At 62.1% G+C, this 19195-nt stretch carries 21 protein-coding genes; 10 read left to right on the top strand and 11 right to left on the bottom strand.

The genetic code is table 11. The annotated features are described in order from the left end of the window. Positions 1 to 86 precede the first annotated feature (86 nt). Positions 87 to 1859: an amidohydrolase gene (locus BUC36_RS09070; protein ID WP_073273853.1), complete on the top strand. Its 1773-nt coding sequence runs from the start codon at positions 87 to 89 to the stop codon at positions 1857 to 1859. 10 nt (positions 1860 to 1869) lie between these two features. Here the strand turns inward: BUC36_RS09070 and sugE are convergent, their stop codons facing one another. The 5 genes from sugE to rsmD all read right to left on the bottom strand — a co-directional run bounded on the left by sugE (position 1870) and on the right by rsmD (position 5630). Beyond that, on the bottom strand, positions 1870 to 2196 hold the full coding sequence (gene sugE / locus BUC36_RS09065) for a quaternary ammonium compound efflux SMR transporter SugE (RefSeq protein ID WP_084535761.1): 327 nt from the start codon (positions 2194 to 2196) through the stop codon (positions 1870 to 1872). 30 nt (positions 2197 to 2226) lie between these two features. Beyond that, positions 2227 to 2628: a DoxX family membrane protein gene (locus BUC36_RS09060; protein WP_073273851.1), complete on the bottom strand. Its 402-nt coding sequence runs from the start codon at positions 2626 to 2628 to the stop codon at positions 2227 to 2229. Between the two features lie 27 nt (positions 2629 to 2655). After that, positions 2656 to 4377: a gamma-glutamyltransferase gene (gene ggt, locus BUC36_RS09055; RefSeq protein WP_073273849.1), complete on the bottom strand. Its 1722-nt coding sequence runs from the start codon at positions 4375 to 4377 to the stop codon at positions 2656 to 2658. 73 nt (positions 4378 to 4450) lie between these two features. Next, entirely contained in the window at positions 4451 to 4927 is a 477-nt protein-coding gene (gene coaD / locus BUC36_RS09050) for a pantetheine-phosphate adenylyltransferase (RefSeq protein WP_073273847.1), read from the bottom strand. Positions 4928 to 5024: 97 nt separating this feature from the next. Next, entirely contained in the window at positions 5025 to 5630 is a 606-nt protein-coding gene (rsmD, locus tag BUC36_RS09045) for a 16S rRNA (guanine(966)-N(2))-methyltransferase RsmD (RefSeq protein ID WP_073273844.1), read from the bottom strand. Positions 5631 to 5728: 98 nt separating this feature from the next. Here rsmD and ftsY point away from each other — a divergent pair, with 98 nt between their 5' ends. The 7 genes from ftsY to BUC36_RS09010 all read left to right on the top strand — a co-directional run bounded on the left by ftsY (position 5729) and on the right by BUC36_RS09010 (position 12013). After that, positions 5729 to 6898 carry a signal recognition particle-docking protein FtsY gene (gene ftsY / locus BUC36_RS09040; RefSeq protein WP_084535759.1) on the top strand — a complete coding sequence of 390 codons (1170 nt, stop codon included), beginning with the start codon at positions 5729 to 5731 and terminating at the stop codon, positions 6896 to 6898. Positions 6899 to 6960: 62 nt separating this feature from the next. Beyond that, positions 6961 to 7647, top strand: a complete 687-nt coding sequence (gene ftsE / locus BUC36_RS09035; RefSeq protein ID WP_073273841.1) for a cell division ATP-binding protein FtsE — start codon at positions 6961 to 6963, stop codon at positions 7645 to 7647. Next, entirely contained in the window at positions 7628 to 8656 is a 1029-nt protein-coding gene (ftsX, locus tag BUC36_RS09030; protein WP_073273839.1) for a permease-like cell division protein FtsX, read from the top strand. Before ftsE ends, ftsX begins: the two co-directional genes overlap by 20 nt. Before the next feature lie 221 nt (positions 8657 to 8877). Next, on the top strand, positions 8878 to 9732 hold the full coding sequence (gene rpoH, locus BUC36_RS09025; protein ID WP_073273837.1) for an RNA polymerase sigma factor RpoH: 855 nt from the start codon (positions 8878 to 8880) through the stop codon (positions 9730 to 9732). Between the two features lie 112 nt (positions 9733 to 9844). Beyond that, the gene (locus tag BUC36_RS09020; RefSeq protein WP_073273836.1) at positions 9845 to 10222 is read left to right on the top strand and encodes a DUF423 domain-containing protein; all 378 of its coding nucleotides are present in this window, start codon (positions 9845 to 9847) and stop codon (positions 10220 to 10222) included. A 76-nt stretch (positions 10223 to 10298) separates the two neighbouring features. Continuing rightward, on the top strand, positions 10299 to 11015 hold the full coding sequence (gene trmB, locus BUC36_RS09015; RefSeq protein ID WP_073273834.1) for a tRNA (guanosine(46)-N7)-methyltransferase TrmB: 717 nt from the start codon (positions 10299 to 10301) through the stop codon (positions 11013 to 11015). Between the two features lie 206 nt (positions 11016 to 11221). Then, positions 11222 to 12013, top strand: coding sequence for an outer membrane beta-barrel protein (locus BUC36_RS09010; RefSeq protein WP_073273832.1), 792 nt, complete (start codon positions 11222 to 11224; stop codon positions 12011 to 12013). Between the two features lie 20 nt (positions 12014 to 12033). Here BUC36_RS09010 and BUC36_RS09005 read toward each other — a convergent pair whose 3' ends face one another. Then, complete coding sequence (locus BUC36_RS09005; RefSeq protein ID WP_073273830.1) at positions 12034 to 13956, bottom strand: ABC-F family ATP-binding cassette domain-containing protein; 1923 nt, start codon at positions 13954 to 13956, stop codon at positions 12034 to 12036. A 99-nt stretch (positions 13957 to 14055) separates the two neighbouring features. Between BUC36_RS09005 and BUC36_RS09000 the strand changes: the two genes are divergently transcribed. Next, positions 14056 to 14553 carry a TIGR02444 family protein gene (locus BUC36_RS09000; protein ID WP_073273828.1) on the top strand — a complete coding sequence of 166 codons (498 nt, stop codon included), beginning with the start codon at positions 14056 to 14058 and terminating at the stop codon, positions 14551 to 14553. A 9-nt stretch (positions 14554 to 14562) separates the two neighbouring features. Here the strand turns inward: BUC36_RS09000 and BUC36_RS08995 are convergent, their stop codons facing one another. Beyond that, entirely contained in the window at positions 14563 to 15480 is a 918-nt protein-coding gene (locus BUC36_RS08995; RefSeq protein WP_073273826.1) for a hypothetical protein, read from the bottom strand. A gap of 452 nt (positions 15481 to 15932) precedes the next feature. Here BUC36_RS08995 and BUC36_RS08990 point away from each other — a divergent pair, with 452 nt between their 5' ends. Continuing rightward, positions 15933 to 16736 (top strand): BamJ family beta-barrel-assembly machinery protein, encoded by an 804-nt coding sequence (locus tag BUC36_RS08990; RefSeq protein ID WP_073273824.1) that lies wholly within the window; start codon positions 15933 to 15935, stop codon positions 16734 to 16736. A 131-nt stretch (positions 16737 to 16867) separates the two neighbouring features. Here BUC36_RS08990 and BUC36_RS08985 read toward each other — a convergent pair whose 3' ends face one another. The 4 genes from BUC36_RS08985 to BUC36_RS08970 all read right to left on the bottom strand — a co-directional run bounded on the left by BUC36_RS08985 (position 16868) and on the right by BUC36_RS08970 (position 19165). Further along, positions 16868 to 17335: an Rsd/AlgQ family anti-sigma factor gene (locus BUC36_RS08985; RefSeq protein ID WP_073273822.1), complete on the bottom strand. Its 468-nt coding sequence runs from the start codon at positions 17333 to 17335 to the stop codon at positions 16868 to 16870. A gap of 214 nt (positions 17336 to 17549) precedes the next feature. After that, positions 17550 to 18236, bottom strand: coding sequence for an LrgB family protein (locus tag BUC36_RS08980; protein ID WP_073273819.1), 687 nt, complete (start codon positions 18234 to 18236; stop codon positions 17550 to 17552). Then, complete coding sequence (locus tag BUC36_RS08975; protein ID WP_073273816.1) at positions 18229 to 18621, bottom strand: CidA/LrgA family protein; 393 nt, start codon at positions 18619 to 18621, stop codon at positions 18229 to 18231. Before BUC36_RS08975 ends, BUC36_RS08980 begins: the two co-directional genes overlap by 8 nt. Before the next feature lie 52 nt (positions 18622 to 18673). Continuing rightward, positions 18674 to 19165, bottom strand: coding sequence for a disulfide bond formation protein B (locus tag BUC36_RS08970; RefSeq protein WP_073273814.1), 492 nt, complete (start codon positions 19163 to 19165; stop codon positions 18674 to 18676). Between the last annotated feature and the right edge of the window lie 30 nt (positions 19166 to 19195).

Genomic DNA, 19195 nt, shown 5'->3' with positions numbered 1-19195 from the left:
CTTTGCCAGTTGCCGCGCCTGTCGGTAGGCGCAGGATTGCGCGCGATGGCACTCTTGTGAGGGATTGGGAAATGGGAACGCGCCCGATGAGATGGATCTGGGCCCTGAGTGCTCTGCTGATACTACTGGCGGGCTGCGCCCGCGATGAGCCGCCACCGGCGCCCAAGAAAGAGGTAGCGCCGCCGCCGGCCGACGAGGCAGTGCAATCGCCGGCACAGCTGGTGCTGAGAAATGGTTACATCTATACGGTTGACCGGGACAAGCGCATTGCCCAGGCGATGGCAGTGCGCGAAGGCCGCATTGTCTATGTGGGTGGCGACAGTGGTGTCGACGCCCTAATTGGCCCCGATACGCGGGTGGAAGACCTGGCCGGCCGGTTGGTATTGCCGGGCTTTGTCGATGCGCATATGCATGTGCGCGGCCTCGGCAACATGGTCAATTTGTACGGCGGCAAGAGTGTCCGCGACTACCAGGACGCCGTGGCGGAATTCATCCGCGCTCACCCGGATCACCAGGTGATTGTCGGCAAAGGCTGGGACAACGCGGTATTTGCCGGGCAGTCGCCGCACAAGGCGCTGCTGGATCAGGTCAACGACCTGATACCCATAGTCCTGTTCTCCAGTGATCACCACACTATCTGGACCAACTCCGAGGGCCTGGCCGCAGCGGGCATCGACAGCGAAACGCCCAACCCCGAGGGCGGCGTGATCGAAAAGGATGAAACCGGGATCGCCATCGGCGTGTTGCGCGAGGGCAGCGCCATGGCCCTGGTGGAAAACATCATTCCGCAGAAGAGCGAGGACGACTACCGCGCGGAGATCCGTGAAGTGCAGGAGCAGGTAGTGCGCTGGGGCATCACCACTATCCACGATGCGCGTATCAAGCCGGAGAAGCAGGCGGCGAAGCTCGCTGCCTACCAGAAAATGGCGGCCCTGGACGATCTCCATGTGCGCGTGCGCGCCTCCTTTGAAATCGATGCCGACACCACGTCAAAGCAGATCGATGAGCTAAAGGCCCTTTCACAGAAATACCAGGACGACGACTTCCAGATCTACTCGGTCAAGTTATTTGCCGACGGCGTCGTCGAGGGGCAGACGGCATTCCTCAAGGAGCCCTATGCGCACCGCCCGGACTACCGCGGCAATCCGCTTTTCAGCCAGGAGGCCATCAACCAGCTCGCCAAGCTGGCAAATGCGCGCAGGATGCAGGTGCAGGTACACGCGATTGGCGATGCGGCAACAAGAATGGCCCTGGATGCCTTCATTCACTCGCGCGATATCAATGGTCCGGCGGATCAGCGCAACAGTATCGTGCACCTGCAACTGGTAGATAACGAGGACCTGGACCTGTTTGTCGAGACGAAAACCATTGCCATAGTGCAGCCTTTCTGGTTCGTCAAAGAGCGCTATTACCAGGAACTGGAGCTGCCCTTCCTGGGCCAGGCGCGGGCGGACAGCGAGTATCCGATGAAAAGCTTTTTCGAGCGCGGCATCACCGTGGCCTCGAGCAGTGATTACCCGGTGGAAATACCCAACAACCCGCTGGTGGGTATCCAGATCGGCATCACCCGGCGCGCGCCGGATGCGCCAGTGGATGACCCGGCGCGCGTGCTGGGGGCAGAACAGCGCGTCACCCTCGAGCAGATGGTGGAGTCATTTACCATCAACGGGGCCTTCGCCAATCGCCTGGAGAATGAGACCGGCAGTCTGGAAGTTGGGAAGTGGGCAGACTTCATCGTGTTCGATAAAAACCTGTTCCAGATTCCGGTGGAGGAAATCCACAAGGCCAGAGTGTTGCGCACCTACTACAAGGGCAAGCCGGTTTACGATGCGGATACCCAAGTAGACGTTGGTGAATAAACGGTGGATTTCAGCCGGGCGAGGTCAACTTCAGGCCGATAATGCCGGCGATGATCAGGCCGATACAGAAAAGCCGCGGCAGCGCGGTGGATTCGGCAAACAGCACGATTCCCAGAATCGCCGTGCCGACGGCACCGATACCGGTCCAGACCGCGTAGCCGGTACCAACCGGGATCACCTTCAGTGCCTGGGCGAGGAAGTAAAAGCTGGCGATCATCGCCAGCACGGTGAGAGCGCTGGCCAGTGGACGGGTAAATCCCTGGGTGTACTTCAGGCCCACCGCCCAGGCGATTTCCAGCAGGCCGGCGATAAACAGGAGAAACCAGGGGCTCGTCATGGGGAAAAAATTACCTGATGGTGCTGTCGCTTATCGTCGGTCGAGTGCCAGGCGGTCGTCGCCGAGAAAGGCCCACAATACCAGACACCCGGCGAAGATGATCAGCGAAGGGTAGAAAAGCACGTTGCTGCCTTCGAGCACCCAGCCCCAGGGGTCGACCACGGACTGCCAGACGCCGAGCAAAGTCGCCCCGTTGACCAGAGTTTGCAGCGGATAGCTGAAGCGGCGCCACAGGCCGAGAATCACCGCCAGACCCAGGGCGGTCTGCAGCGCGCCGAAAATCTTCCACAGCGTCGGCGCGGTGATCAGTCCGAGATAGAAGCGCTCGGATACCGCCACCGCATGGGAGACATTCACCAGCTTGTCTATGCCCCAGATGACCAGCAACAGGCCGAGGCTGATTCGCAGTAGCAGCAGGGAATAGGCGCGCATGGATTGTTTCCTCGAATAAGAGCTGGATTATCGGCCGACGGCACTGCCCTCGCGGCGCGGATCGGCGCCGCCGCGCAGCTCGCCATCGATCAGTGCGATGGCGTGAATGCCGCTGTTCAGATCGCGTTGCACCACCTTATGTCCGAGTTGTTCGAGTTTTCTTACAGTGTCTTCGCTGAAATATCCGGATTCCAGCTCAACGCGACTGCCGATCGCACCGATATTACCGGCGGCAATGGCCTCGGCAATCGGCACGCCTAGTCCCAGGTGATAGAGAATGGTGCGCGCCGTGTAATTGATGATCCGCGAGCCGCCCGGTGAGCCGACCAGTAGCCGCATGGTGCCGTCGCGATTGAAGACGATCGTAGGTGACATGGAAGAGCGCGGGCGCTTGCCCGGCTGGATGCGGTTGGCCACCAGCGCGCCGTCGGCGTTGGTCGGCGTAAAGGAGAAATCGGTCAGCTGGTTGTTGAGCAGGAACCCCTTCACCAGCAGGCGCGAGCCGAAGCCGGTTTCGATGCTGGTGGTCATGCTGACACCATTGCCATAGCGATCAACGATCACCAGGTGGCTGGTGTTGGGCAGTTCCGGCGACTGGGCCATCAGTCGCTTCTGCGCGAAGGCCACCGGATCGCCGGGTACTGCCTCAGTCGCTTCGTCGGGATCGATCAGCTCCGCGCGCTCGTTCAGATAGCCCGACGCGACCAGCGTCTGGCTGGGCACGCTGACAAAGTCCGCATCGGCGGAATAGGTGTTGCGATCGGCGAAAGCCAGCTCGGATGCCTCGACGAACAGGTGGGTGAGCGCGTCGCTGCCAACCTCGAGATCGCGCACCGGGAACTGCGCCAGCATGCCGAGGATCGCCCCCACGCTGGTACCGCCGGATGAGGGGGCGTCGGCGCCGCAGACGCGGTATTCGAGGAACGCTGAACACAGCGGTTCGCGCATTTTGGCCTGGTAGCCGGCCATGTCTTTCATGGTCAGCAGGCCCGGGTTGACCGGATCCTCTGCCACCGCCCTTACTATGGCCTCGGCGATGGCACCGCGGTAAAAGGCATCGGCGCCGCGCTCCGCGATGGCCCGTAGCGTCTGTGCGTATTCCGGGTTCTTCAGCCGGTGCCCCACCGGCAGCGGACGGCCAATGTCATCGAAGAAGTAAGCGCTGATCGCCGGGCGCGCGGCCACCTGCGGCAAGTCCCGCAACAGTTTGTGCAGCCGCGGTGACACGGCAAAACCGGACTCTGCGAGATCGATAGCCGGCTGAAAGAGGTCCGCCCAGGGCAGCTTGCCGTCGCGCTGGTGTGCCAGCTCCAGCATGCGCACGACTCCGGGCACGCCCACGGAATAGCCGCCGATCACCGCCTGCAGGAACGGCCGGGGTCCGCCGTCGGCCATGAAGTAATCTTCGTCGACCCCTGTCGGCGCCGTCTCGCGGCCATCGTAATACTGGAGTTTCTTCTGTGCGGCGTCGTAACTCAGCATAAAGGCGCCGCCGCCGATACCGGACGACTGGGGTTCTACCAGTCCCAGCACCAACTGCGCGGCAATGGCCGCGTCCACCGCAGTGCCGCCGCGGGCGAGGATTCGTTCGGCGGCGCGGCTCGCATGGGGGTTGGCGGTGACCGCCATATAGGTTTCGGCACTGGCCGACTTGATCTCGCTGCGCCCTGTTGCGATTTCCGGCTGCAGTTCATCTGCGGCGATGGCCGGGTTCAGGGCGAAAGCGAAGGCGAGCAGTAGGTAGCGCACGAAACACCTCGTGGACTTTGGGTAAATCCGCCCGAGTTTAACAGATATCGCCGCTGGGGCCTGTTACCAGGCCTTAGCGGAATTTCTTCTCGAGCGCCTGCTGTACCGCCGGCGGTACGAACTTGGTCACGTCGCCGCCGAGCGAGGCGATCTCACGTACCAGGGAGGAAGAGATGTAAGAGAGATGTTCCGCCGGCGTCAGGAACAGGCTCTCCATGTTCGGAGCCAGCTGGCGGTTCATGTTGGCAAGCTGGAACTCGTACTCGAAGTCGGAAACCGCGCGCAGACCACGCAGCACGCCGTAGGCGTCCACCTGGCGCACCAGGTCGGCCAGCAGGATATCGAAGCCGATAACCTCCACGTTGGGCAAATGCCCCAGTACCTGCTGGGCCAGCTCCACCCGTTCGTCCAGGGTAAACAGCGGGTTCTTGCGCGTGCTGGCTGCCACCGCGACGATCACGTGGTCAAACAGGCGGCAGGCCCGCTCCACCAGGTCCATATGACCATTGGTGATGGGATCGAAGGTTCCGGGGTAGACGACTTTTTTCATGGGCCTCGGTTCTATACAAGGTTGCGTTGCGGGACAAGGTTGCGTTGCGGGCCGAATGGGACGCGCATGGTAAACAATTTGCCGCGAAGGCTCAAAATCACTGGCAGCCGGCTTCCGCGGAGTCGGCTGTGACACGCAGCAGGTGCATGCTGACCTGCCCCGCGTGCTTCTCCTTGTCGACCCGCCAGCCAGCGGGTAGAGATAGGGGTTTATCCCGCGGCGTCTCCACGTAGACCAGCGCCTCATCTGCCAGGTGATCCGCCAGCGCAGCCAGCGTCTGTTGCCACAGGTCGCCGGCGAAAGGAGGATCCACGAAGACAATATCGTAGCGGGACTGTGTCCGGGCGAGGAAATCCGCCGCGCTGCAATTGTGCACGCGGCCCTGATCCGCCTGCAACAAGTCGAGCTGCGCCTTCAGCGTCTGCGCCGCATTGCGGTTCAGCTCGACGAAATCCACCGCCGCAGCACCGCGGGACAGGGCTTCCAGCCCCAGGGCGCCGGACCCGGCGAAAAGGTCCAGGCAGCGCGCCTCCGGCAGCTGGAACTGCAGCCAGTTGAACAGCGTCTCGCGCAATCGGTCGCCGGTAGGCCGCAGTCCCTCCACCGGGGCAAAGCTCAGTTTGCGCCCGCGCCAGCGGCCACCGATGATGCGCAGCTGCGACAGGGATTGCGGGGCGGACTTGCGCGCGGGACGTCTGGCCAAGGTAACTCTCTGCTGAACACACTACTGGACTCTCTACCCAGAGGCAGAGCGGTGCTAAGATTAGCGCCTTTCTGCAAGCGGTACACCCGGACAAAAGCATGATCTTCGACTTCCTGCGCAAAAAGAAGCCCAAGCCCGACGAGACCGAACTCCAGCAGGAGCCGGCCGAGGGTCCGGTGACGCCCGAGGAAGCGCTCCCAGTAGTTGAGCAAGAGGCCCCCGTGGCTGAAGAGCAACCGGTAGCCGCGGCACCGCCGGCGGAAGTCGAGCCGGTTGCGGCGCCGGCGCCGGAGGCCGACCGCACACCGGAGCCGCTCGAGCAGCAGAAACCGGTCAAGAAAGAGGGCTTCTTCGCCCGCATTCGCCGCGGCCTCAGCCGCACCAGCAATCAGTTTGCCGAGGGCATGGGCAACCTGTTCCTGGGCGCCAAGGAAATCGATGAAGACCTGCTGGAGGAGCTGGAAACCCAGCTGCTGATGGCGGATGTGGGGGTCGAGGCCACCAGTGAAATCGTCGAGCGCCTGACCGAGCGCGTGTCCCGCCGCGAGCTGGCGGACGGCGATGCTCTGTACAAGGCACTGCAGGAGGAACTGGCGGAGTTGCTCGACAGCGTCGAGGCACCGCTGGCCATCGATACCGGCAAGATGCCCTTCGTCATTCTGGTCGTCGGCGTCAATGGCGTCGGCAAGACCACGACCATCGGCAAACTGGCGCACCGCTTACTGGATGAGGGCAAGTCGGTGATGCTGGCCGCCGGCGACACCTTCCGCGCCGCGGCGGTCGAACAGCTGCAGGTCTGGGGTCAGCGCCACGACGTGCCGGTGGTGGCGCAGCACACCGGTGCCGACAGTGCCTCGGTCATTTTCGATGCGGTACAGTCGGCCCAGGCCAAGGGGGTCGATGTGGTGATCGCCGATACCGCCGGCCGGCTGCACACCAAGTCGAACCTGATGGAGGAATTGTCGAAAGTGCGCCGGGTGATGGGCAAACTGGATCCCAGTGCGCCCCACGAGGTGCTGCTGGTGCTGGATGCCGGCACCGGCCAGAACGCCATCAGCCAGGCGGGCCAGTTCCGCGACGCCGCCGGGGTCACCGGCCTGGTGCTGACCAAGTTGGACGGCACCGCCAAGGGCGGTGTGATCTTTGCACTGGCGCGGCACTTCGGTATTCCGGTACGCTTTATCGGCGTCGGTGAGCAGGCCGAAGACCTGCAGCCATTCAAGGCGCGCGACTTCGTCGCCGCGCTGTTTGGCCGCGAGCCGAATTGAATCCCCGGGAGTGGCCGGCGGCCGCTCCCGCGTACAAGAACAAGAAAAACTGCCCGCAAACCATGATCACCTTTGACAACGTCAACAAGCGCTACGAATCCGGCCAGGACGCCCTGGTGCGCGTCAGCCTGGAGGTAGAGCGCGCGGAAATGGTGTTCCTGACCGGTCACTCCGGCGCGGGCAAGAGTACGCTGCTGAAGCTGCTGACCGCTATAGAACGCCCCACCCGCGGCAGCGTTCTGGTGGCCGGACAGAACCTGAACCGGCTGCGCAATGGCCAGATCCCCTACTACCGCCGCAATCTCGGCATCGTGTTCCAGAACCACCAGCTGCTGTTCGACCGCAGCGTCTTCGACAATGTCGCCCTGCCCTTGTCGGTGGCCGGCTGCAACAAGCGCGAGGTCGGCCGCCGGGTGCGCGCCGCGCTGGACAAGGTGGGATTGCTGCACAAGGAAAAGCAGAACCCGATTGTGCTGTCCGGCGGCGAGCAGCAGCGCGTCGGTATCGCCCGCGCGGTGGTGAACAAGCCGGCCATACTGGTGGCGGACGAGCCCACCGGTAACCTGGATCCGCAGCTATCGGCGGAAATCATGCAGCTGTTCGCCGACTTCAATGCCGTGGGCGTTACCGTGCTGGTGGCCAGCCACGATCTCGAGCTGATTGCGCGCATGAAGCGCCGCGTGCTCACCCTGCAGGCGGGCCAATTGATCTACGACGGAATTCCCAGCCGTGAAGCCGCATACCCCTAACCCGAACAAGAACACGCGCAGATCGCAGCCGCAGTCCAGGGCGCCTGAGCCCAGGAGAGCCGCCGGTGCGGTCACCGCGCACACCAGTGTCGGCGACCGCTGGCACGGCTGGCTCGGCCACCACCGCGAGATGGCCGGCGAATCCCTGCGCCGCTTCTTCGCCACACCGCTCGCCAGCGCCATGACCGCGCTGGTGATCGCCATCGCCCTGGCGCTGCCCGCGGCCCTGCAGCTCGGCCTGGTGAATTTCCAGCGCGCCGTGGCGGGCTGGGATGGCCAGCCACAGATCTCGGTGTTCCTGCACAAGGAGGCCCGTGACAGCGCGGTGCAGTCCTTCGCCGACAAGCTGCGCGCGGACCCGGCGATTGCCGAGGTCACCTATATCTCCCCCGAGGCGGCGCTGGCCGAGTTCCAGCAGTCCTCGGGCCTCGGCGATGCGCTGGCGGGGCTCGGTGCGAATCCGCTGCCGGCGGTGCTGCTGCTGCGACCGCGGGACACTTCCGGCGAGCAGTTGGAGTTCCTCGCGCAGAGGCTGCGCGACAGCGCCATGACAGACTCAGTGGTGTTGGATATGGCCTGGGTGCAGCGCCTGGCGCAGCTGACCGATCTCGGTCGGCGCCTGTCCGCCGGCCTGGCAGTACTGCTGGCGATGGGGGTGCTGCTGGTAGTGGTCAACACCATCCGCCTGCATATCGAGAGCCGCCGTGAAGAGATACTGGTGGTCAAGCTGGTGGGCGCCACCGATGCCTTTGTGCGCCGGCCCTTCCTATACAGTGGCCTCTGCTACGGATTCTTCGGCGGCCTGCTCGCCTGGCTGCTGGTCGCCCTCGGCGTCGCATTGCTGGCGGGCCCGGTGGCCGGCCTGTCGTCGTCCTACGGCAGCGCCTACAGCCTCAGTGGTCCCGGAATCAGCTACCTGCTGGGGCTGACCGCCGGCGCCGCGCTGCTGGGGCTGATCGGTGCCTGGCTTGCGGTGGCGCGACATATCAAGGCGATAGAGCCGAAATGACCCGGTGGTCCGGCAAAGAATTGTAAAGCGGCGCTGCGGCGCGGAACCTGTCCTGTGGATAACCTCTCTAAAGGCCCGGAATTCAACGCATTGCGCCGTGGCCCGGACTTCCTAAGGCGGTTGCGCAAGTGCTACACTGGGGCCAATTTGTCGCCGGACCGAGAGCCGGCGGCGGTCGGCGAGAGAACGCCGGCATAAGAATTGTGCGAGGAGAGACCTGCATGGGAACCAGCCTACAGCCAGTACATATGCTGTCTCCGGGCGCCAATCTGGGCGCCTATATCCAGACGGTCAGCAGCTTCGAGGTGCTGTCCGCGGAAGAGGAGAAGCGTCTGGCGGAAGACCTCTACTACCGCGAAGACCTGCATGCCGCACGTCAGCTGGTGCTGTCGCACCTGCGTTTTGTCGTGCATATCGCCAAGTCCTATTCCGGTTACGGCCTGAATCAGGCAGACCTGATTCAGGAGGGCAACGTCGGCCTGATGAAGGCGGTCAAGCGCTTCAACCCGGAGAAGGGTGTGCGCCTGGTGTCCTTTGCGGTGCACTGGATCAAGGCCGAGATTCACGAATTCATTCTGCGCAACTGGCGCATCGTCAAAATCGCCACCACCAAGGCGCAGCGCAAGCTGTTCTTCAACCTGCGCGGGCAGAAGAAGAAACTGGCCTGGCTGACCAACGACGAAGCCAAGGCTGTGGCTGCGGACCTGAACGTCGACGTGGCCCAGGTGCACGAGATGGAAGGCCGCCTGGCCGCCCACGACGCCGCCTTCGACGCCGGCGTGGATGACGATGACGACTCCGCCTGGCAGGCGCCGGCCCACTACCTGGAGGACCGTCGCTACGATCCGGCCGCGCAGCTGGAGCGGGACAACTGGCAGGAGACCAGCCTCAACAGCCTGGCCGCTGCCATGGAGCAGTTGGATGAGCGCAGCCGCGACATCATCCAGGCGCGCTGGCTGTCGGAAGAGAAGTCGACCCTGCATGAACTGGCGGACAAGTACGGCGTTTCTGCCGAGCGTATCCGCCAGCTGGAAAAGAACGCGATGAAAAAAGTGCGCGCGGCCATGGAAGCCTGATCGGGCGCACTTTGACTTCGGCAAAAAACCGCGCAGTAGCGCGGTTTTTTTATTGCTGTGGCACCCCGCCATCTCGCGATGCGAGCCCGGGTGCCGAAACAACGGACGACCGATGATTAAACTCTACCTTTCGATTGCGGCGCTGCTCGGCGCTACTGGGGTGGTGCTGGGTGCATTTGGCGCGCACGGCCTGCGCGGCAAAGTCGCGGAGAATCTGCTGGAGGCCTACAAGACCGGCGTGCACTACCAGATGATCCACGCGTTGGCGCTGTTCGGCGTGGCACTGCTGATACAGCACTGGGGTGCGCGCACGGCACTGCTGACCAGTGGCGCGCTGTTTGCGCTGGGCGTACTGCTGTTTTCCGGCAGTCTTTACGGCCTGACGTTCGGCGGCCCGCGCTGGCTGGGTCCGGTTACGCCACTCGGTGGCCTGCTGATGATCGGCGGCTGGGTGGCTCTGTTTGTCGCCGCCCTGAATCTTTCTAAATAATCTCGCATTGCGGGGGCGATGTACTGCGCTCCTACAATAGTTATCGATATCGCATTCGCATATGAGGTCGCGAATCATGCAAGACGAATCCGCGCAGGACTTTCCCTACCGCACCGAATACAAGAAAAAATCCATCCGCAGTTATGTGATTCGCGCCGGTCGCATGACCGAGGGGCAGCGCCGCGCCTTCGACAACTATTGGGGCGGCTACGGCCTGTCACTGTTCGACGGACCACTGCGGCCGCGTGAAGTGTTCGGTCGCGAGGCACCGCTGGTGCTGGAAATCGGCTTTGGCATGGGCGATTCGCTGCTGGCGATGGCAGAGGCGGAACCGGACAAGGATTTCATCGGCATCGAAGTGCATCCGCCGGGCGTTGGCCGCCTGATCAATAATGCCGGCAAGGCCGAAGTGAAAAACCTGCGTGTCTATATGGCCGATGCGGTGGATGTGCTGAACGACTGCATCGCCGAGGCATCGCTGGATCGCTTTCAGTTGTATTTCCCCGACCCCTGGCACAAGAAAAAGCATCACAAGCGCCGCATCGTGCAGCCGGAATTCGTGCGCCTGATCTGCAGCAAGCTGAAGCCCGGCGGTCTCCTGCATATGGCCACCGATTGGGAAAACTACGCAGAGCATATGCTGGAGGTACTGGAGGCGGAAGAACTGCTGGAGAACACCGCCGGCCAAAACCAATATGCGCCGCGCCCGCCCTTCCGCCCGGAAACAAAGTTCGAGCGCCGCGGGCAGCGTCTCGGTCACGGCGTCTGGGACCTGCTCTACCGGCGGCGCTAATCCCGTCGCTCCGCCGGCTGCGGAAAACAGTTTCCCCCTACCGCGGCCGGCGGGTTACCCCCCCCTCCTCCGCTCCTGGATGAGCATCTTTTTGCCATCGATGCCGCCTTCGGGCCGCCGCTCAGCTGGCGCATCGTTGGGCTGCGAAAATGTCTGCTATCTTCAATCAGACCCGACCCCGGTAAATGGATCTTCCGGAGCTAACAATGACAATACGCGGCCAGCATCGAGCGCTCGTTCCCGTCATATTTCTGTCACTCGGCCTGGGCAGTGCGGAGGTTTCCGCCGACCTCGAAGGGACCCTGACGCTGTACCTGAACGGCGGTCAGTATTGGTTCGATGGCGACCGCCTCGACGGCACCCCCTTCCAGGGATTGAAGCTGAGGGACACAACCGGTGGCGGTGGCGGCTTCGGTTTCATGATTACCGATCGCTGGGCCATGGAAGGGGTGGTGGATTATTTCAGTGTGAGCATCAAGGACGTCGACGAGAAGGTCGATCTCTACAACTATCACCTCGACCTGTTCTACCAGTTTGCCGGCCAGTTCTGTGGCAACTACTGCTGGCAGCCCTATGTCGCTTTTGGTGTCGGCGAGATCCGCATCGAATTCGACGACTCTTCTGACGACTTCTTTAACTGGCACGAACGCCAGACTATGGTCAATTTCGGTGTGGGGGTTAAATACCGCCTGGGGCCGCGCTGGCAGGCGCGCGCCGATGCCCGCGCTTTTCAGGGCGTGGAGGAAAGTGGCCTGGATGGGTTCCTGAGCGTCGCAATCGGCTACCAGTGGATCGAAACGCCGACCGTGTGGTACGACATGGATGCCGACGGCATCTTCGACGATATGGATCACTGTCCGCAGACTCCGCCTGGCGTCAGCGTGCAGGCAGACGGTTGCCCGGTCGATTCGGACCGCGACGGCGTGCCCAACTATCTCGACCGCTGCCCCAACACCCCGGTTGGAACGGCGGTGGATGAGAATGGCTGTCCGCGCTAGCGCGGCACGCAATCGATGCCCTAACCGTCGCCGCGTATCATCTCCAGCTGTTCGGAAATTTCCAGCCACTCCAGTTCCAGTGCTTCCAGCACTTCGCGCTGCTGCGACTGCTCGCGGTTGAGGCGCGCTATCTCGTCCTGCTGGCCGCCGGAGTAGAGGCTCTCGTCGGCGAGCCTGGCTTCCAGTTCCGCCAGCGCCTTTTCCGCGCGGGCCATCTGCTGCTCGATGCTCTTGAGTTTGTTCGTCAGCGGCTTTAGCTGCTCGCGCAGTGCTGCCGCGGCGCGCCTTTGTGATTTCTTGTCCTCCACCGGCCTACTGTCGCTGCCGTTACTCTCCTGCGCGGTTTCTTCGCGGCGTTTCTTGTCGCGATTGAAGCCCAGCAACCACTGCTTGTAGTCATCCAGATCACCCGCATAGGGCTCGGCGCGACCGTCGGCGACGAGGATGAATTCGTCGGCGGTATTGGCGAGCAGGTGGCGGTCGTGCGAGACGAGTACGACGGCACCGGGAAATTCCGCCAGCGCCAGGGTCAGTGCGTGGCGCATCTCCAGGTCCAGGTGGTTGGTGGGTTCGTCGAGCAGCAGCAGGTTGGGTTTCTGCCAGGCGAGTATCGCCAGCGCCAGCCGCGCTTTCTCGCCACCGGAAAAACCTTTGACGGTTTCGAAAACCCGGTCGCCGATAAAACCGTAGCCGCCGAGGAAATCGCGCAGCGACTGTTCGCTGGCTTCGGGGGACAGGCGCTGCAAATGCAGCAGCGGCGAGGCGCCGGTGTCGAGTGCCTCGAGCTGGTGCTGGGCAAAATAACCGACCGCAAGATGCTCACCACACTGCCGCTCGCCGCTGAGCGGTACCAACTCGCCGGCCAGTGTCTTGATCAGGGACGACTTGCCCGCGCCATTGGGCCCGAGCAGTCCGATACGCCGTCCCGGTTGAATGCCCAGCTGTACCTTCTTCACCACGACTTTATCGCCGTAACCGATATCGGCGTCGCGCAGGTCGATCAGCGGATCGGAGGTCTTCTCCGCGGCGGGCAGGGAAAAGTGAAACGGTGAGTCGATGTGGGCCGGCGCTATCTGTGCCATGCGGTCCAGCGCCTTCAGTCGGCTCTGCGCCTGTTTCGCCTTGGAGGCCTTGGCGCGGAAGCGGCGTACGAAATCCTCCATGTGCGCGCGCTCGGCCTGCTGTTTCTCGTACTGCGCCTGCTGCTGTGCGAGCCGTTCGGCACGGGCGCGCTCGAAGGCGCTGTAATTGCCGCTGTACAGAATCAGCTGCTGTTGCTCGAAGCTGACGATGCCGTCAACCACAGCATCGAGGAAATCTCGGTCGTGGGAGATGATCAGCAGGGTGCCGGGAAAGCGCTGCAGCCACTGTTCCAGCCACAGGGTCGCATCCAGGTCCAGGTGGTTGGTGGGCTCGTCGAGCAGCATCAGGTCCGCCGGGCACATCAGCGCGCGGCCCAGGTTCAGGCGAATGCGCCAGCCACCGGAAAAACTGCGCACCGGGCGCTGCTGGTCCGCGTGGGAAAAGCCCAGTCCGTCAAGCAGCTGGGCGGCACGTGCCGGGCCGCTGTAGCCGTCGATGGCCGCCATGCGCTCGTGCAGCTCCGCCAGTCGGTGGCCGTCGGTCTTGCCGCTGCTCTCGGACTCCTGCAAATGTTGTTGCAGCTGGCGCAGTTCACTGTCACCGTCGAGGACATAGTCCAGCGCGCTCTGTTCACTGGCGGGGACTTCCTGGGCCATGTGGGCGATGCGCCAGCCTGTGGGCACCTCGACACGGCCGCTGTCGCTCTCCAGTTGGCCCAGCAGCAACTTGAACAGGGTGGACTTGCCGCAACCATTGGCCCCGATAATGCCCACCTTGTGACCCGGGAAGATACGGCAGTCCGCATTCTGCAGCAGTTCACGTCCCCCCAGCTGCAGGGAGACGCCTTGCAAATTGATCAATGAAAAAACCTCTTACGCGCAGGGCGATGGATGCTAGGCTATTCGACATAACAGTGCGGCGGACGTTGCCTGTGCCTTCCGCCGGCCCGGGATTCTAACGTGACAAAATCCGCACCTCCATCTTCCCCGCCACCCAGTTCATTGAACAATCCCCTGTGGCAGTTCAGCCTGGCCTTCTATGGCCACAGTGACGTGGAACAGTTCCTGCTCGACTGCCAGGAGCGAAAAGGCGCGGATGTGTGCCTGATGTTGTGGGCCAGTTACGCTGCTGCGTGCGGACGCCAGCTGAGTGATGAGAGCTGGCGCGTGGCCGACCGCGGGCTGGCGCCGCGGCGGCGCATGATTTCGAGTGTGCGTCGACTGCGCCGCTGGCTGGGGCGACTGCGCCCGCGCAGCCAGGGTCTCTACGAGTATTGCAAACGCTATGAAATGAAGCTGGAGCAGCTACAGCTGGCCGCGCTGTGGCAACTGTATACGGAGAGCTGGCCGGAAGATCGTTCGGCGCTGGAACTGGCAGGACAGCAATACGGTCTGCTGCAAAAAGAACAGGCCCGCTGGGCGGGCCTGATTGCGAGCTATAAAGCCAATTCCAGTTAGGAAGGGCTATTACTCGTCGCCAGGGTTTTCCGTGGAAAACAGGCTGTTAGCGGGGGTTGCCGGCGTGATGCTCGGAGACGGCTTGGACGCCTCTGCCGGCTTGCTTTCCTCCTGAGCCGGCGTGCCGAAGGGGCGCACTTCCGGAGTCTTGCCCAAAATCGGTGCCGGGCTGGGTGCCGCTTCCGGTTTCTTTTCTACCGGTGCATCTGGCTTGGCTTCGGCAGTCTTCGGCGCGGCTGCCTTTTTGGCTGCAGGCTTTTTCGCAGCCGCTTTCTTGGCTGGTGCCTTCTTTGCTGCGGCTTTCTTGGTTGCCGGCTTGGCCGCTTTCTCGGCCGGGGCTTTGGCGGTATCGGCCTTCTTGGCCGCTGCTTTCTTCGGGGCCGCTTTCTTGGTCGCGGCTTTTTTGGATGCCGCTTTTTTCGGTGCAGCTTTGCTTGCGGAAGCTTTCTTCTCGGTGGCGGCCTCTGCGGTCACTTTCGCCTTGGCGGCTTTCTTGGCGCCGGCCTTTTTCTTCTTGGGCTTGCTGGCTGCTGCGGCTTTTTCCGCCTTGGCCGCGACCTTGCTGATAGTCTCCGCGAGTTTCAGCTCCGTCTTGGCTGCCGCTTCCGCCCGACTGGCTGCGGTCGCAGCTTCCTGCGCCTGCTGTACCGCGTCGGTCAGCTTGTCCACGTTGGCTTTGGCAGTGTCCACGCGTTTCTGTGCGGCAGCAGTTTTACTCTTTTTCACTGCGGCACGTGCCTGCACGAGTTTGGTTTTGGCCTTGGCCAGATTGTTCTTGGCAGCGGTCAGCGCCTTTCCGGCTTTCAGAGCAGCTTTGCCGGCGTCGGTGACTTGCTTGGCCCGAGCCTGGTCCAGTTGTTTGGTGAGCTTGGCAATTTGTGCTTCCAGTTCTGCGACCGGATTGACAGCTTTTCGTTTGGCAGCCATGAGTAAATATCCTGACGTTTATTATCGATGAGCGCGTCCGGGCAGTGTGGACCCGGCGTTAGTGCGGTCAGCGCCGCTGAAACAGATTCATGCACTGATCAGTTGTTTTGGAAGTTGCAGACCACCCCTGAAATTTCCGCAACAACTGCCGGTGGAGCGCCGATAATAGCGCTGTTTCCTTAAAAAATGTATGCCGTAACCGGGAAAAAAGCGCTTGTTCCAGATTTTTGTCGAATCGCCCGGGAACTATCGAGTAAATGTGGTGCCTTGCACACTGTGCGTGCCATCTGTATGCACCGTCAGTCACCATAGGTTAGACTTGCGAGGCACTGGCGAATGCAGCGGCCCGCCCGGATTGCGGAGGGCACGGAATTGCTCGAGAAGCCACGAGAAGCGTCGGCCTCAGGTCACGCGCGAATCAACAAATGCAATACGGACAAAGAGACAAACCCATGAATAAATACCCTTTGGCTGCAGCAGTTGCCCTTGGCCTCGCGCTGACTGGCTGTAACAAACAGGAGTCCAAAGAGGGTGCCGAGGTTGCCCTGGATTCACAGGAGAAGAAGGTCAGCTACATCATCGCCGAAGACATGGCCAATCGACTGAAAACCCAGGACGTCAAGCTGGATCCGCAGGTTGTGCTGATGGCACTCAACGACGTAGCCAGCGGTCGTGAGTCGCGCTTGTCCGATGAAGATAAGCAGCAGGTGATCGCCGTCTTCCAGGAGAAGATGCAGGCCAAGCAGCAGGAAATGCTCGCCAAGCAGGAGAAGGAATTCAAGGATACCGCCGAGAAGAACCTGAAAGAGGGTAAGGCTTTCCTGGAAGAAAACGCCAAGAAAGATGGGGTAGTCACCACGGACTCCGGTCTGCAGTACAAGGTGATCACCGCGGGCAGCGGCGATACTCCCAGTGCCGACAGCACCGTCGAAGTGGACTACAAGGGCACCCTGATAGACGGAACCGAATTCGACAGTTCCTACGCTCGCGGTGAACCGGTGCAGTTCCCGGTCAACGGCGTCATCAAGGGCTGGACCGAAGCGTTGCAGCTGATGAAGGAAGGCGCCAAGTGGGAACTGTATATCCCCGCCGAACTGGCCTACGGTCCGGGTGGCGCTGGCGGCCTGATCGGCCCGAATGCCACACTGATTTTTGAGGTCGAGCTGCACAAGGCAAACGTCAGCGGAGGCGAATCTGCGGAAGAAAAGCCTGCCGAAGCTTCTGAAGAGAACAAGGAAGAAGGCAAGCAGGAATAAGCTATTTTCCTGTTGCTGATGATGAGAGGGCGATCGGTTGATCGCCCTTTCTTTTTACGCGCATTACGTGTTGCAGACTCAAAGGGCGAACTGGATATTCGCCCCGGGAAACTATCACTGTGAATTGGCCCTCAGGCCAGCTGATTCTTGTGCGCCGTATGCAGTAGCGCGATCATCCGATCTTCGGAGCTGAAGCGGGATTCCAGTGCTTCCCCTAATTCGGAAAGGTCTCGTACCAGACTGGAAAGGTCATCTGTCTCCTGGTACTTGTCGTTGAAATCGACCGTTAGGTCGGTGGTAGTGTCGATTTCCTTGTAAAGTTCTCGGGCCTGCTCGAGGCCGCTCTTGTCGTCGAATTCCTGGCCTTCGCGAATCAGTTGTTCGTAGACTTCGAAATGGCCGGCGGAGACATAATCCATCAGCAGCTGGCACAGCTGGCGTAAATTTTCCTCTGTCTCCGCATCGCCCTCGTCGAATTCCTTTTTGTCCGACAGGCCGCAGAAGCGCACCAGCAACGCCTGCCGCGAGTGCAACCAGCGATCGATGATTTCGCTCACGCCACCCCAGCGTTCGCGCGCCGACTTACAGTTTTCCAGCATCTCCAAGCTTCCTTTTGTTTCTGTTACCGCTTGCGCCAGAACATTCATTGTTCTTAGACAGGTCCTATGCAAGATAGGAGATTCGCCCGCCGGCAGCAAGGTTCAAAGCGCAAACGGCGCCAGATTACCTTGGACTTTTTGTGGGTAGCGTGACCGCGAGAAGAGAAGCATTCACTGCGGTTTTACGAGTGCAGTGGGCAGGCGAAAAACAGGCTTACGGGGCGAGCATCAGCGGCAGCAGCAGAGCCGTCAGCGCGCCACAGAGGCCCATGGCGAGTGCGGCAAAGGCGCCGCACAGGGCACTGATTTCCAGCGCCCGCGCGGTGCCGACGGCGTGGGCGTTGATGCCCAGGGCAAATCCGAGCACGCGGTGGTCATGGATATTCAGGCGCGCCAGCAGTGGTGGCCCCGCCACGGCGCCCACCACACCTGTGAACACGACTATGCCGGCGGTGAGGCTCTGGGCCGCGTGGATTTTCTCCGCCAACGCCAGGGCGATCGGCGTGGTGATGGACTTGCCAGACAGTGCCAGCAATACCGGTTTGGCCGCGCCCAGTAACAGTGCGATCACCACGGCTACCACCGGTGCCAGAATGGCACCGGCCGCGAGGGTGACGGCCAGTGGCCAACCGGCGCGGCGGATAATGGCGAGGTTCTGTTTCAGTGGTACCGCCAGCGCAACCACGGCCGGCCCCAGCAGCGCGTACAGCAGTCCGCTGGCTTGTTGGTAGTCGCCATAGGGGATCTGCAGGAGCCAAAGCACCGCAGCTACCAGCACACTGGCGCCGACGATCGGGTGCAGCAGTGCGGTGCCACTGCGGCGATAGATGGCGACACCGGCCAGGAAGGCACACAGGTTCAGTGGCAATGCGAACAGCGGGCTGTGCAGCAGCTCAGTCACGACCGCCCTCTCCGTCCGCTCTTTTCAGGAATTTAGCCAGCAACAGTGCGCACAGCGTGAGGCTCAGCAGGGTGCCGACGACGGTTGCGGCGAGCAGGGCGAGCCAGTCCTGTAGCGACAGGTCGCGCAGGTAAAAAACGCCCACCGCCGCGGGCAGAAACAGCAGCGCGAGCAGGCGCAGCAGCTGTTCACTGACACGGGCCAGCCCGCGCGGCACGCCGCCGTAGATCATCAGTCCGAGCAGCAACAGCAGCATACCCAGCACCGAGCCGGGTACCGGCAGGGAAAAGGCTTCGCTGATCGCGCGCCCCAGCCGCTCGCAGCCGAGCAATATCGCCGCGCCGCAGAGCCAGTGCGCAACGTCGCGGAGGCGATTGGAATCCATGCTGTTGCGTGCTTTTAAGGGTTGAATGGGGGCGCCAGTCCCCCTTGAAAAATCAGTGCTTGCGGAACGCCTGCCAGCCGCCAAAGAAAATCAGCCCGGCAAAACCGACTGCGGCCCAGCCGGGAATGCTGAGTCCCATCATGGTCCACTGCACTTCTGCACAGTTGCCATCGCCGGTAAGCAGCGTTTTGATCACTTCGGCCATCGGAAAGGCGTCGATCATATAGGTGATGCCCGGGCCACAGGCCGGTACCTGGTCTGCCGGCAGGCTCTGCAGCCACAGCTGGCGCCCGGCAAAGTACAAACCGCCCATGGCCCACAGGGAAACCAGCAGGCCGTAGAAGCGCCGGCCGATGGTGGCGGGGTTGTGCAGGAAGGCGATCAGGGAAACCAGCCCCACACCCAGCAGCATCACCCGCTGGGTGATGCACAGTGGGCAGGGCTCGAGGCCGCGCACATATTCCAGATAGAAGGCGGCGCCGAGCAGGAAAACGACGGCGAGAAAAACCAGCAAAAACGTAATACGCGGGTTGGGTAGGCTCATGATCTAATCGGGTCCGGCTGTTTATTCGCT

The organism is Microbulbifer donghaiensis, from assembly GCF_900129095.1.
Classification (GTDB): Bacteria; Pseudomonadota; Gammaproteobacteria; order Pseudomonadales; family Cellvibrionaceae; genus Microbulbifer; species Microbulbifer donghaiensis.
Note: the sequence above shows the minus strand (reverse complement) of the source record. Positions and strands in the feature narration are given on the sequence as shown.

Coding starts and splice junctions, on each gene's coding strand:
- BUC36_RS08975 (WP_073273816.1), bottom strand. CDS start 18,621: ATGGATTCCAATCGCCTCCGCGACGTTGCGCACTGGCTCTGCGGCGCG.
- BUC36_RS08990 (WP_073273824.1), top strand. CDS start 15,933: ATGAATAAATACCCTTTGGCTGCAGCAGTTGCCCTTGGCCTCGCGCTG.
- BUC36_RS09070 (WP_073273853.1), top strand. CDS start 87: ATGAGATGGATCTGGGCCCTGAGTGCTCTGCTGATACTACTGGCGGGC.
- BUC36_RS09020 (WP_073273836.1), top strand. CDS start 9,845: ATGATTAAACTCTACCTTTCGATTGCGGCGCTGCTCGGCGCTACTGGG.
- coaD (WP_073273847.1), bottom strand. CDS start 4,927: ATGAAAAAAGTCGTCTACCCCGGAACCTTCGATCCCATCACCAATGGT.
- BUC36_RS09010 (WP_073273832.1), top strand. CDS start 11,222: ATGACAATACGCGGCCAGCATCGAGCGCTCGTTCCCGTCATATTTCTG.
- BUC36_RS08985 (WP_073273822.1), bottom strand. CDS start 17,335: ATGCTGGAAAACTGTAAGTCGGCGCGCGAACGCTGGGGTGGCGTGAGC.
- sugE (WP_084535761.1), bottom strand. CDS start 2,196: ATGACGAGCCCCTGGTTTCTCCTGTTTATCGCCGGCCTGCTGGAAATC.
- BUC36_RS09060 (WP_073273851.1), bottom strand. CDS start 2,628: ATGCGCGCCTATTCCCTGCTGCTACTGCGAATCAGCCTCGGCCTGTTG.
- ftsY (WP_084535759.1), top strand. CDS start 5,729: ATGATCTTCGACTTCCTGCGCAAAAAGAAGCCCAAGCCCGACGAGACC.
- rpoH (WP_073273837.1), top strand. CDS start 8,878: ATGGGAACCAGCCTACAGCCAGTACATATGCTGTCTCCGGGCGCCAAT.
- ftsE (WP_073273841.1), top strand. CDS start 6,961: ATGATCACCTTTGACAACGTCAACAAGCGCTACGAATCCGGCCAGGAC.
- BUC36_RS08970 (WP_073273814.1), bottom strand. CDS start 19,165: ATGAGCCTACCCAACCCGCGTATTACGTTTTTGCTGGTTTTTCTCGCC.
- BUC36_RS08995 (WP_073273826.1), bottom strand. CDS start 15,480: ATGGCTGCCAAACGAAAAGCTGTCAATCCGGTCGCAGAACTGGAAGCA.
- trmB (WP_073273834.1), top strand. CDS start 10,299: ATGCAAGACGAATCCGCGCAGGACTTTCCCTACCGCACCGAATACAAG.